The organism is Hallella bergensis DSM 17361, from assembly GCF_000160535.1.
Lineage (GTDB): Bacteria > Bacteroidota > Bacteroidia > Bacteroidales > Bacteroidaceae > Prevotella > Prevotella bergensis.
The window spans coordinates 244,061-257,255 of record NZ_GG704781.1; the positions used below are offsets into that span (position 1 = coordinate 244,061).

9 protein-coding genes are annotated in these 13,195 nt (G+C 46.6%); all 9 read right to left on the reverse strand.

Annotated features, from left to right (window positions below; all coding sequences use genetic code 11):
• Positions 1 to 1,044, reverse strand: a complete 1,044-nt coding sequence (locus HMPREF0645_RS05015; RefSeq protein WP_007173813.1) for an EpsG family protein — start codon at positions 1,042 to 1,044, stop codon at positions 1 to 3.
• Between the two features lie 23 nt (positions 1,045 to 1,067).
• Entirely contained in the window at positions 1,068 to 2,108 is a 1,041-nt protein-coding gene (locus HMPREF0645_RS05020; RefSeq protein WP_007173814.1) for a GumC domain-containing protein, read from the reverse strand.
• A gap of 70 nt (positions 2,109 to 2,178) precedes the next feature.
• Positions 2,179 to 3,891 (reverse strand): DUF4838 domain-containing protein, encoded by a 1,713-nt coding sequence (locus HMPREF0645_RS05025; protein ID WP_007173815.1) that lies wholly within the window; start codon positions 3,889 to 3,891, stop codon positions 2,179 to 2,181.
• Between the two features lie 38 nt (positions 3,892 to 3,929).
• The gene (locus HMPREF0645_RS05030; RefSeq protein WP_007173816.1) at positions 3,930 to 6,524 is read right to left on the reverse strand and encodes an SLBB domain-containing protein; all 2,595 of its coding nucleotides are present in this window, start codon (positions 6,522 to 6,524) and stop codon (positions 3,930 to 3,932) included.
• Positions 6,525 to 6,743: 219 nt separating this feature from the next.
• The gene (locus HMPREF0645_RS05035; RefSeq protein ID WP_007173817.1) at positions 6,744 to 8,285 is read right to left on the reverse strand and encodes a sulfatase; all 1,542 of its coding nucleotides are present in this window, start codon (positions 8,283 to 8,285) and stop codon (positions 6,744 to 6,746) included.
• A gap of 300 nt (positions 8,286 to 8,585) precedes the next feature.
• Positions 8,586 to 9,152, reverse strand: a complete 567-nt coding sequence (pdxT, locus tag HMPREF0645_RS05040) for a pyridoxal 5'-phosphate synthase glutaminase subunit PdxT (RefSeq protein ID WP_007173819.1) — start codon at positions 9,150 to 9,152, stop codon at positions 8,586 to 8,588.
• Positions 9,149 to 10,021 (reverse strand): pyridoxal 5'-phosphate synthase lyase subunit PdxS, encoded by an 873-nt coding sequence (gene pdxS, locus HMPREF0645_RS05045; protein WP_007173820.1) that lies wholly within the window; start codon positions 10,019 to 10,021, stop codon positions 9,149 to 9,151. Before pdxS ends, pdxT begins: the two co-directional genes overlap by 4 nt.
• 101 nt (positions 10,022 to 10,122) lie before the next feature.
• A complete protein-coding gene (locus HMPREF0645_RS05050) occupies positions 10,123 to 11,211 on the reverse strand; it encodes a bifunctional hydroxymethylpyrimidine kinase/phosphomethylpyrimidine kinase (RefSeq protein WP_007173821.1) in 1,089 nt (362 codons plus the stop codon).
• Between the two features lie 10 nt (positions 11,212 to 11,221).
• A complete protein-coding gene (locus tag HMPREF0645_RS05055) occupies positions 11,222 to 12,718 on the reverse strand; it encodes a hypothetical protein (RefSeq protein ID WP_007173822.1) in 1,497 nt (498 codons plus the stop codon).
• Positions 12,719 to 13,195: the final 477 nt, after the last annotated feature.

A 13,195-nucleotide genomic window follows, 5' to 3' on the forward strand; every position in this document is an offset into this window, starting at 1 on the left:
TTATATGATTTGTAACAGTTCGTTGTAGAACACATTAATACAGAACATAGTTATGCCTATGAACATGACAATACATCTGGATACCCATGCTGGTTTCACGGTATAATAAATATTGGTGAATAGAATAATTTCTACAATACCATATAATTCGCTTACACGGAACGCTAACACCGGTAAAGAAGACAAAGCGACAAAAGAGAATACCGATAATCCCATCATTTTGATCATGATGGGGAAATAAAGGTTATGCCCCTTTATGAGATCATACATGTATAGTAAGTACAGGTATATTATGATATGGACAAGGAACACCAAGTTAAAGACATTAATTTCGTCTAAAAAGCCTTGCTCTTTTAAGTCTTGATAGATTTCCAGCTTGTCTCCAATATATGGAATTGGTAATGCTGTGATGCTAACTTGCATTATGTAAGCAACGTAACCTGCTGGTACCAGCAAAGCCCATATTAATCGCTGTTGTTTTGTCATGTCTCGATTGGTCAGAAGAAGTAATGGTATCATGAGGAGCGAAGAATAGTGGAAGAATATGGCGATCAACATCAAGATTAGGGCATGCCATCGCCTACCATCTCCAAGTGGTTTTATGGCAAGAAGCATAATGCTGGAAGCAACTCCTGCTCTTATTTGTGTAAATTCATGCAGTATAAAATAGTTGCCCATGTATATCACCAGTGCTAAAAACACCAAGGGCGTTAGCTTCTTGAGAGCAGCAAACTTGATAGAAATACCCAAAAAGGCGTACAGTAGGAAGATACTGTGAACATCCCCAAAAATATGATATAGCCATTTCGAAGCCAGGCGGAAAGAATATTCTACAACCTTCTCGTAGACTGGGGTGTCATAATGTAGAAAATATTGCTCATAAGCTTCGGCATCATTATCCATACCCAAAGGTCGGAATCCTGTAAGGAATATCAATAAGAGTCCCAAACCTATATATATATACCATTTTGACTTGCCCAGTCTCTCTTCAAAGAAAGCAAAGATACAGGTAAGTAACAGTATTATGATTATTGATGTTATCACGTCTGATGCTTGTGGAGATGGTATTATGCGTCTTTTTGGAAAACATACAGTGAGGTTCCGATGAAAGTCAGCAGCAAAACGAATGCTACTATAATCATGCGTTTGGGACCTGTTGGCTTGATGGGAACGGATGCCGATTGCAATGTAGTAAATGCAGGTGTCTTTTCTTGAACTTTTGCTTGGGCTGCAGTATATTGCATTGCTAATGCAGTGTAGTTGTTATATCGTAGTTGCATATCATTTTCCAAGTCTTCTTGCTTCAGTTTGTAAGATTGGAGTAGCAAATCCATGTTGGCATCTCCGTAAGCTCCGTATTTTTGCCGTGCTTTTTCATACAGGCTTTTAGCCTCAATATAAAGTCCCTTGACATAGGCCAAATCGTTGCGTGCCTTTTGTGTTCTGTAGTTTGTGATAAAAGTTTGAAGGCGAGAACTTACTGAGTCTGCGATGGTTGCTGCAACCAAAGGGTCTTGGTCTTCAACGTCAATGGATATAACATTAGTTTTTTTGTCTACCGCACATTTCACATTTTCCCCAATAATCCCTGCAATATCATGCTGACGTTTCGACAAGAGGAATGGTGATACTTTTTTTTCGCCATTATAAGTAGACTTTTCTTCCTTTTTTAATATTTCAGATATTTTGCCCCTGATGACAGCCCACCAAGGGCTTTTCCGATGACGTTCAAGGTAGGTGTAGTAATTGTCTTCAAAACGATTATCTTGGGTTTTGATTTGCACGGGAAAAAGACTTACTCGAAAATCTATTGAACTCATCAGGTCTGGATAAAGTTCAGGAGATATTGCATCTAAGTTGTGTCCCATTTTGCCTGTGATATCTATGCCGACTGAGGATGCAAGGCTGCCCAGGTTTCCTAAGTTGGTATTAGCGGTTTCCGGAGCCAGCTTTACTTGGCAGTTGTAGTATCTTGGAATACTCAGTACATAAAAACAACCTAATACAAATGCAATAGGCAATGTTATCAAGTATATTTTCTTATGCTTCCAAATAGATTGTGCAATCTTTGTCAAGTCAATGGGGTTAATGTCTTTTTTTTCCGGCATGATTTATATATTTTCTAAGAACAAGAGTAATAATAGTAACAAATAAGAGAATTGACAAAGCTATAGCCAGTCATATATATCCTTGTTTATTTATAAAATCCTCAGCACTTATAGCTTCATTGATATATGGTCGCTCCTCTTTCATTATTTGTAAAAGTCGTGCATAGGTTCCGTCTGTAAACGATTTGACTCTATTGCGTACAAACTTTAGATATAGTATTTGTAAGTCTACCATCTTAACCCTATGCTTTATCTTCTTATTTTCAGATTGTGCGTAGGCTGTCTGTATTAATGGTTCTGCGTCTGATATGAATTTGTCAGTAAATATTTTATTAGTTCCTTTAATATGGCAACCCATGTGGGTGTCCTGTTTTACCAAGTCTTGGCATAGATCGTAGTATTTTCTTATGGATGGTGCAGCCTTGCCATAATATCCACATATGAAGTCATTCACCAAACTGTCAGTGTTCAGTTCAGAATTCCACAAGAGTTTGGAGAGAACCCAAGCTTTCATTTCCGAGAACTCGCCGTCGCCCGATGTGTATTGGCCTGACTCCAGTACTGCAACCGACTTGTTCTTTACAAAGGTCTGTATATTAGGTTTTAGCACTCCAAAATTAGGAAAGGGTATTAGATATTGGTTAAAATTAACTACATAGTCCCATATAAAAATATTGTCTGTTAGTGCCATCCAGTCTTTATAATCTTTTATAAAGGACTGGTTTGGGGGACACGACTCTATGGGGTGAGCAAAGCAACATTCAATAGAACACAACCGAATCAATACGTTGGCTCTGGGTTTGATGTTCTTTGGAGCATGGCGTGTGTATTGATAAGCAAATGTTCCGATAGTGATGTGTGGAAACTTAGCAGCCACCTGGTTTACAAACCAAATCCATATACCAGAGTGGCCACCGTATTGTGCCTCAATCTTTTTACAATTATTGCATTCGCAGTATAATAGATTGTCGTTTTGGGAAACATCATATCCCCAGTAGTTTATAACAGGGTTAATCTTCGTTTTCAGGTTTGCAACTACTGTATTTAATACCTCTGGATTGGAAAGGCATAGTTGGCTATGGGGTATCCTTCTACCTTTTCTGTAACTAAAGTATTCTGGATGTGTTTCAAAATATTTTTTTGTAGGAATCAGCCATTCTGATGTATGTATACCCCAATAGTTATACAATTCCCCATATTTGGTAGGCGCTGCATCCCACACCATGTTCATCTTATTACGGGCATATAGCGCAGAGTCTGTGTGAAAGTGCTTAAACTCTACGTACCTGTATTTAATAGAAGGTTTTTCGGTATGGTTTAAATCAGGCAAGATATACTGCTGTATGGTTGGGACTTTCGTCACCTCATGGGTGTACCACCTTACTCCAAGTTCGTTTTCGAGGAAAGCATACACCCCATACATTGTGCCTCGCTGACTTCCTCCGTAGATATATAAGTTGTCACCTTCCGTTTTATAGGTAAAACTATCATCGTCTGCATCGGGCTTAGTCTTAGAGGTGTATTTGGCGATGCTGGGATGGTAGCCTATGAATATGTTGTTTTTTTTGGCGGCTCTGTCAGGTGATACAATTAAAATGTCGGCACCGCTTATCTGTTTCAGATATATACGAAGGTCTTCTGCGGCGGTATGCTCTGAAACGGAAGCATTTTGGAATAGTATTATCTTATAATCACTTTTTTGGTTTTTAAACAGGCTTGTTGCTTGAGCGCATCCTCCATATATCATCGCTAAGACTGTAATAATACATCCTATATGTTTCATGCCTGTATTTCCCTCCTTAAATCTAAATATGAGAACAATTATTTTGCTATATTCGCTATCGTTGCAATCATTGCGGCGATGCTGGCCATGCCAGTGCCAAGGCTCATGGTTTCGGCAATACTCATTTTGCGAGATAGCTTACTCGGAACCACAATTTCGCAGCCCGGCTCTATCTTTGCACCTTGGCTCACTTTGCCAACCATGCCGTTCATGTAGATAATGTATGCCTTGCTCTTGCGTGCGTTCTGTGCAAAACCGCCGGCTGTGTTGATGTAGTATCTTGCTCGTTTCCCCTTTTCGTAGGCTACAGTGTTGGGATACATCACGGCGCCGTTGATTTTAACCGTTGCGGTGTATTGTGGCAGGATGAGCCGGTCGCCGGCGCGCAATACAATGTTAGCATCGCTTCCTGGGTCTTGGAGTGCTTTGTCAAGCTCAATGCCCACGGGGAACGTGCTGGGTATTTCGAATTTCTGCAACTGTGTGTTCGATGCCTGTTGGCTCATTTGCTGAATATTCCCGGCATTGTTGCTGCTTGCAGCCAGTTGGAGCAACTGTTGTTGCAGTTGTTCTTGCTGCATCTTCAGGGCTGCCTGCATACGGGCACGTTCCACCTCGTTGGGCACGCGCTCCAGTCGGGCACCCTTGATATAGGCCATGTCGGTCACACCACCGGCTGCCTTCAACAGATCGGTCAGGCGAGCGTTGCGTTTGTTTAGGGTGTATGTGCCACCAAACATCACCTCGCCCTCTATTGTAACATTTTGTTGCTCAGAATAAGCCGGGCTTTTACGCACATAAACCTGATCGAACGGCATCAGCACGAAACCTTGCTCGCCGTCAATCACAAAACCGTCTTTCAGGGCAAAGCTATAAGTTTGGGCTATAATGCTATCGGTAGTCATGGCTTGGGGATTACTCACCCTGCGAGCCACATCCACTTTGACAGTCGATGCAGTCTCTTTCAGTCCGCCGGCCTGGAGCACGAAGTCTTCCAGGGTTTCGTTGTCTGCATATTTATAGATGCCGGGATATTGCACCTCGCCATGAATCGTGAGAGTGCGCTCCGTCATGGCCTCCTGCTTGCTCGGAATGAAGAGTACATCGTTTTCTTTCAATGGGATGTCGGCCACATGACCGGTCATAATACCCTGCACGTCAACACTCACCACTTTCAGCGTTCGGTCGCTCTTCATGCGGTGCATCACTGCGCGGTTGGTGAAGGCTTCCTCAGTGAGTCCTTCAGCATGTTCGATGAGTGTGCGCACGCTATTGACGCCCCCTCCCAGCTGATACATGCCCGGCCGGAAGACGGCTCCCTTGATTTCCACGGTGTTCTGATAGCGTGGCAGGATGGAGTCCACACTCACGCTGTCGCCATCGGCTATGCGAAAGCTGCTCATGTCGAATTCCTCAACGTTGAACACGGCATACTCGCGACCTGTCTTGCGGTTCACCCGCACGGCTTTGGTATAGGCGTCTCCGGCAAATCCTCCGGCATATTTCAGCAGACTCTCGAGACTCTCGTTCTTCTTCATCTCGTAGAACATGGGACGCTTCACCTTGCCCGTGATATTCACCAGGCAGTCGTAGGGACCCACGATAATCACGTCGCCGTCGGTTAGGCGTACGTTGCCAGTCATTTTGCCATTGAGGATATAGTCGTAGATATCGCACACGCTCACCAGCTTGTTATGACGATATATCTTGATGTTGCGCAACGTACCCATGTTGTTTGTTCCGCCGGCCATATACAGAGCATGGAACACACTGGCAAAGGCCGACAGCGTATAGGTGCCCGGTGCTTTCACCTCACCCATCACATTGATGGAGATGGTACGTGTTTGCCCGAGCGAAATCTTAATCTGGCTGCTCTGGTATCTGGTTCCAAGTCGGCTGCGTATGCGGGCATTGGCCTGAGCCACGGTGAGTCCACTCACTTGAATTGGGCCATAGTTTTCGATAATGATGTCACCATCGGGCGACACCGAACTTTCTATGGTTTTCTGCGAGGCACCGTAGATGTCGATAATCACCGCATCCCCGGGACCGAGGCGGTAGTTCTGCGGCGTGGCAATGTTCATGGCAGGCTCAAACGTCAGGTTTTTGTTATTGAAAATGTCGCGGCCGAATACCTTTGTTTTTTCTTTTTTCTGATTCTCCAACATCACCTTCAGCATTTCCAAGGAGTCGGCTGGTGTCATCAATCCCAGCTCAGTTTGCATCTGCAAAAAATCGGAGCTGTTCTCATCGTATTCGTTTTTCCATTCCGGGTTCCCCTGTATGCGCTGTGAGGTTGTGGCGGCACGCCTTTGCTCAGCTTGCTTGGTTTCCTCCTTGTCTTGAGGCTTGACATTGTTACTGCGCAGCCGGCTGTTGGCCTTGGTTTTTTGGTCCACGTTGCCTAAGCCAGAACCCTTTGCCTGCCGCTCATACTTCTTCCTCACCCGGCGAATCTGTGCAATGTCAACGCCGTTTTGCATCAACTTGGTCACGATCTGGGCTTGTGAAGTTCCCCTTTCCACTTCTTTCTGTACGAATTCTGCGACCTGAGAATCTGTCATGGAACTCTGAGCCCAGATGCCAGAAGGGCATAGGGTCGCCAACATGATGCCTATAATGAGTTTCTTCATTATCGTTTTGTGAGATTTTTAAATGCTATAAAAATAACTATTCTTTCCCTAAAATATTGTTATTCTTGCCACAAAGTTATGATAAAATCGGCGAATGGCAAAGCCTTTCGTCTACTTTGGGTGCTTTTCATGAATTTCAAGTCTATGATTTCCCTTGTTGGGCAAAGATAAAAATTGTGGCCACCCCGACAGGATGTAGCCACAACTTTTCAGAATATACTATTTCTCCGTCTTTCTGCTGGGGTATTGCGCTTTGTAATATTTCAGCTGTTGGAAGAGGCGTTTCTTCAATTTGGCGGCACGTTGGGGCTCTTGTTCTGCCAGATTATGGCTCTCGCCAATATCCTGTTTCACATTATACAATTCCACCTTGTCATATCTCCAGTAGTAGATGAGGTGGTAGTCGCCCTGCATGATCGATGAAGTGGGTCCGTAGCCGTCTTTCTCGCTGATGCCTGTAGTCCAGAGATGGGGATAGTGCCACACAATCTCGCGCTCCCTGCTGAGTTTGGGATTTCGGAGCAGGTCGACAAAACTCCTGCCGTCCACATGTTGCGTGGTTTTATAATGCTTCACGCCCGCCATCTCAATAATGGTAGGGTAGAAATCCTCAATCATCACGCGGTTGCCGTTGGTGGTGCCTCCTTTGATCACTCCAGGCCAGCTGACCAGCATCGGCTCGTGGATACCTCCCTCTAAGGCCGACCCTTTGCCGCCGCGGGCAGGGTAGTTTTGGTCATAGTTGGCGCGGCCTTGACGGATATTGATGGCCTGTCCGCCATTGTCAGACATGAATATGATGATTGTGTTGCGTGCCACTTCCGGGCGTGCCTCCAGATAGTTCATGATGTCGCCCAGACTCTTGTCCATGCCTTCGATAAGCGCGGCATGATTGATTTCTTGCTTGTTGAGTGGGGCTTGGAGCATGGGGTCGAAGACACCTTGACCGTCAGCGGTCATATAGTTTGGAGTAAACCTTTCGTCAGGACTATATGGCGCGTGGATGGCATAGTGTGACATGTAGAGAAAAAAGGGCTGATGGTCGGCAATGGGCTTGTCAAGGGCTTTCAGCGCCTCTATGGTCAGCGCCTCGGTCAAGAACGTGCCCTTGGAGTAATATTGTTCTAACCCAGACACGTGGAAATCGCCTTTGCCATAATCTTCCTGGGCGAGATAGCTGGCTGGAGCGCCGTTGGCACCACCTGCAATGTTCACTTGGAATCCGAAGTTGGTGGGGTTCTCACCGGCAGTGGTCTGCGCGCCGAAATGTCCCTTGCCGCAGTGGATGGTGAAATAGCCGTTGTCTTTCAATACCTGTGGCAGGGCGGTGATAAGGGTGGTAAGGTGTCGGTTGTGCTGGCTCCTCACGGTGTCGGGCTGTATGCCGTTGCAGTTCCAGTCCGGCGGAGTAATTTCTTTATCCTTGGCATCGGTCTGCTCGTTGTATTTCAGGGTCCAATTGGTCACACGGTGGCGGGCGGCATTCATGCCCGAGAGTAGCGAACAGCGTGAAGGCGACGATACAGCACAGGCGTAGGCTTGGGTGAAGCGCACACCTTGGGCTGCCAGACGTTCCATATTAGGTGTGCGGTAACGCTGGTTGAGCAGGGTTTTCTCTTTATAAAATGGCACAGAGGTCTCTTGCCACCCCATGTCGTCTACCAGAAACAGAATGATATTGGGTCTGTCGGTGGTCTGCGCCTGACAGAGGGAGGCAGCACTTGCTGCAACGCCAAATAGTGCGGTTAGTCTCTTGTTCATGTTTTTAAAGCTGAATGGATCTTGATTTATTTTTTTATGAGTGGGAGCAAATGGTGCATTATCTTGACAAACACCCTTTCGAATTACGCGAATTTAAAAATACTTACGGTTTCTTGCATCGACATCCATGTTGCTTTCCTGCATCGACATCCACGACATCCCACGACTATCTGCTCATGTTGTGAAGAGTCGTGTCAGTCGTTGCGGAAAATTGTGCATGACCATCGCGCAGCCTAATTTTGAATTTTGAATTTTGAATTATGAATTGTGAATTGCAACCCGCGTCAGCCTAATTTTGAATTATGAATTATGAATTTTGAATTGAACTCTGCAGATGTCTACAAAATACTCGTGTATGCGGGTGTCTTCCCCCAGCTCGGGGTGAAAGGCGGTAACTAACTGGTTGCCTTGTTTAGCGGCAACGATGTGCCCGTCTATGATAGCAAGTGCTTCGCAGCCTTCGCCCACCTTTTCAATATAAGGCGCACGAATAAACACCATATCCACCTTGCCGACACCCTTCATTTCCTCGTTGGCAACGAAACTGCCCAGCTGACGGCCGTAGGCATTACGCTTCACGGTAATGTTCATGGTGCCAAGGTGGTTGTGGTCGAGCATAATGAGTCCGGCACAAGTGCCAAACACGGGCAGCCCTTTCTTGATAGCTTCCCTGATAGGAGAGCAGAGGTCAAGATCTTGTACGAGACGCATCATGGTTGTGCTTTCGCCACCTGGAATAATCAAGCCGTCTTTGGGTTGTGCCCAATCTTCCACATTACGTACCAAAAACGAGTCTACACCCATACGGGCAAGCATTTGCCGATGTTCGGCAAATGCTCCCTGCAATGCTAAAATGGCTATTCTCATTTGCCACGCTCTGCCATGAGAAGTTCTATTTCGCTCTCGTTGATGCCCACCATGGCCTCGCCAAGGTCTTCGCTCAGTTCGGCGAGCATCTCGGGTTTGTCATAGTTGGTCACGGCCTTCACTATGGCCTGTGCGCGCTTCTCGGGGTTGCCGCTCTTGAAGATGCCACTACCCACAAACACACCCTCAGCTCCAAGCTGCATCATCAGGGCGGCATCGGCTGGGGTGGCCACACCTCCGGCTGCAAAATTCACTACGGGCAGTTTGCCGTTCTCGTGTACATACTCCACCAAGTCGTAGGGCACACGCAGTTGTTTGGCAGCCTCGTAAAGTTCGTCGGCACTCATCGATGTCAGTCGGCGCATCTCACTCTGCATCATGCGCATGTGGCGCACAGCCTGTATCACGTCGCCCGTGCCCGGCTCGCCCTTGGTGCGAATCATCGTGGCACCCTCGTTGATGCGGCGAAGCGCTTCGCCGAGGTCTTTGGCACCACAAACGAAAGGTACCTTGAACTGGCGTTTGTCGATGTGATACACATCGTCGGCCGGCGAAAGCACCTCACTCTCGTCGATATAGTCTATCTCAATGGCCTCCAAGATTTGTGCTTCCACAAAGTGGCCGATGCGACATTTGGCCATCACAGGAATGCTCACGGCCTCCTGAATGCCCTTGATCATCTTCGGGTCGCTCATGCGCGACACACCTCCGGCGGCACGTATGTCGGCAGGAATACGTTCCAAAGCCATAACTGCGCAAGCACCGGCGGCCTCGGCGATGCGTGCTTGTTCGGGGGTAGTTACATCCATGATTACACCGCCCTTGAGCATCTGTGCCAAGTTGCGGTTAAGAGTTGTTCTATCTTCCATTGTCTTATTAACGATTTAAAAAATTACTGCTCACAAAGCTATATATAAAAATGAGAACAACCAAGTTCTTGTTCCCAAATCGGTAAGCATTGTGCCGAAAATCACAAGCGGCTCATCCGGTTGCGGTATTCCACGGGCGAACAACCTTGATGTGAGCTGAAAAACTTGCTGAACATGGGGAGTGATGAATAGCCAAGCTTGGTGGCGACCTCACTGATGGTCAGCCTGGACGTGGCCAATAGGGTAGAGGCCTCGCGCATGATGTAGTCGGCTATAACCTGTTTGGGTGTTTTCGCAACAGTCGTGGCCGTGATGCGTGTGAGGTAACGGGGGGTGATGGCGAGACGGTCGGCATAGAACGCCACGTCGTGAGCCTCGCGATAATGCGTTGCAATGAGAGCCATGAACTGGTTGTAGAGGTCAGCTTGTCGGTGTCCTTGAACACGGCAGTCTACGGCATACACCACTTGGCTGTGTAGATAGTCGTGGGCTCGGCTGATGGCAGTTGTGATGTTGCTGCCCATGGCCAGGTGTGTGGCAATGGCTGCCGACAGTGCTCCGCCCACACCGTGTCGTTGCCACCCCTCGGTGTTTTGTGAACTGAAAAACTGATGTTTTTCCCCTGCCATCAGTACGGCGGTGAGTCGACCTTCAGTCTGGTGCCCGCCACGTATGAGTACGGCTTGTGCTCCCATGGCGGTAAATTGTTGAGCCGCCTCCAACATCTCATCATCCGAAACAATGGGGCTGCCCAATAAGATTTCGGCTTCGTTACATCGTGTGAGCAACACAGTGGCTTCGGGAATGAGTTCTTGTTTCCAAGCTCTGATGGCCTCGTTGCCAATCAGCTGTTTGCCATGAGAAGTCAGGATTCCCGGCACCATCACTTTTTGAGGGCACCCCACAATTTCATCCTTCAAAGCCGCAATGGTGTCGGCATCGCGCACCATCCCCACTTTCACGGTTTTGGGATGGTGGGCTTCTATGACAGCTCTTACTTGCCTAACAACGATGTCACACGGCAGGTTGAGCAAGTCGTGTATGCCCTGCCCATCCTGTACGGTCACTGTGGTAAGAGCCGTCAGAGCATAGCCGCCTAAAGCCGATATGGTCTTGATGTCGGCTTGTATTCCGGAAGCACCGGTGTTGTCAGAGCCCGTAATGCTCAAAACGTATGGCATGAAGTTCATGGGTGGCTCATCAATTGAACATTTCTACGAGTTGCTTAAAACGTTTGTGAATATCCAGTTCAGAACTTTCTCTGTAAGATTGGATGGCCGGATTGCTCAGGTCACGTTTCACAGATTCCCAACTGCCACAACTCCCAATATCAACCATATTTGTAGCAAACAAATCTTTAAGGCTGGGCAAAAGTTCTCGTGCACCCATATCAACAATATAGTTCACCAAGAATCCTGCAACAGTTGCGTCACAGCAGACAGACTGGGGAAGTGCGTCTATGGTGAAAAGAATGAGCCGGTGATACCAGTCTATTACTTCTTCACGTCGGTCGGGATTGTGAAAGTTTACTTCCTCACCAATCTTCAATACGTTTATCTTGGCATAGGTGTAAAGTCCCTCTTCTTTCAGGTAGTCCATCAATACGTCTAACTTGTGCTGCCCTAATTTATATAATGTGGGTATTACTATCTCTGGTGCAGCGTCTCCAAAATGATAGTCATAAAAGTCGGGAGACTGCCTGAGCAATTCCAAAACAACGTCTAAACTGGTGCTGTCGTTTCCAACCTCAGCCAACATCATGGTTGCGTTAGAAACCACCCCGGTATAATTTTCTTTAAGCTCTTGTGGAATCTCATCACAGGTCAGACCTATATAATACATGATGATATTCTCCAAGTCCTTGCGCAGCGACTCCTTGGGTAGGGCAAGCATTTCGTCAACGACCGTATCTTTCAGAGCAAGTGCGTTTTCCGGCTTAAGCAAATCCTCAAGCACCCATTGGTTTTCCACAGTCAATATCTGTGGATAGTCCGGGTGGACATAAGTATATTTCATATCCGACCCATAAGATTTGATCATGGGACTGTCGCTGAAATCCGTGTCGAATGATGTCATTTCGTCGACATCATCAAAAAAATCGGGGTCGTTCTCGTCATATTCGTCTTCATCATCTTCTGCACGGATAATGACCTCGAAGTTGTCGCCCAAATTCTTTTTCAGCGTGGGCACATATTTGTTGGCTTCTGATTTGCTGCTGGCGATAAGTAAATGTTTGCCGTCTTTTCCAAAGTCGTATTCAATGAGCGGCACATCGTCCGTATCTTCTTCCAAAAGATATTGAGCAAGTGTAAAGCCGGGGTGGGGATTGATACCGCCCTCTTCCGCAAAGGCTATGGCACCATAAATCCAGTTGTGTGCTTCTTCATAACTACATTCCCTGGTTCTCGTTGTGGCAAACCTCTCCTTTAAGTGCTCAAATTCATATTCCTCCATACGGAGCATATAGAAGGCATCCTTGACACCAAGACAAAATATATCCACAAGGAATACGCCCACGCTTACCTTGCCGTGCTTGTGCATGCGAGTCACAATGACATTACCTTCACCACAGGTCTCGATATCTTCACTAATATAGCATTTGCCTATCGCTAATGACCGAGCCTTCTCTTTCAGATATTTTGCGGGGGACAGAGACGGCATTTGTGTTGCCCCATTTTTCTTTTTCTTCTTTGACATGATAAAAACAACGTGTTAGATGGAATCGTTAAAAAGTTGATGTAGCCAATGATTGGGCAATTCGCGATGTTCAGCAGTCTTCGTTCGACACCTCATTCATGAAATGATGGGCAAATATCGTAATTTTTTTTTAGAACCTGCAAGAAAATTACGGATATCTTGCCAAGGACCCTCTATCTCTGGCAAGAGAAAGGATGAGCAGCTAACACCACGCGTGGGTGGTTTACAGTTGTAGGTTGTCAACGAGGTGTACAGAGGCTGATTTTGTCAAGAAAACTATACCAAAACGGAGTCGAAAATTTTTGGCGTTCCAGAAATTGAAGAGTCCTGCCAGGATCCTAAACGCCCGATGACGGTCAGTCAAAAAAGAGACGAGAGTGCGATCAGGGTCTTGTCACACGGTGAATAAGCCTTAGTCGTGAGACGGATAAGGCTTTGCCGCCCTGCGATGAAGCTTGAATCGTGGCATGATGAGAT

What these genes read in the sequence shown, in the direction of transcription:
- HMPREF0645_RS05020 (WP_007173814.1), bottom strand. Translation starts at nt 2,108, where the DNA reads ATGCCGGAAAAAAAAGACATTAACCCCATTGACTTGACAAAGATTGCA.
- HMPREF0645_RS05025 (WP_007173815.1), bottom strand. Translation starts at nt 3,891, where the DNA reads ATGAAACATATAGGATGTATTATTACAGTCTTAGCGATGATATATGGA.
- HMPREF0645_RS05030 (WP_007173816.1), bottom strand. Translation starts at nt 6,524, where the DNA reads ATGAAGAAACTCATTATAGGCATCATGTTGGCGACCCTATGCCCTTCT.
- HMPREF0645_RS05035 (WP_007173817.1), bottom strand. Translation starts at nt 8,285, where the DNA reads ATGAACAAGAGACTAACCGCACTATTTGGCGTTGCAGCAAGTGCTGCC.
- pdxT (WP_007173819.1), bottom strand. Translation starts at nt 9,152, where the DNA reads ATGAGAATAGCCATTTTAGCATTGCAGGGAGCATTTGCCGAACATCGG.
- pdxS (WP_007173820.1), bottom strand. Translation starts at nt 10,021, where the DNA reads ATGGAAGATAGAACAACTCTTAACCGCAACTTGGCACAGATGCTCAAG.
- HMPREF0645_RS05050 (WP_007173821.1), bottom strand. Translation starts at nt 11,211, where the DNA reads ATGAACTTCATGCCATACGTTTTGAGCATTACGGGCTCTGACAACACC.
- HMPREF0645_RS05055 (WP_007173822.1), bottom strand. Translation starts at nt 12,718, where the DNA reads ATGTCAAAGAAGAAAAAGAAAAATGGGGCAACACAAATGCCGTCTCTG.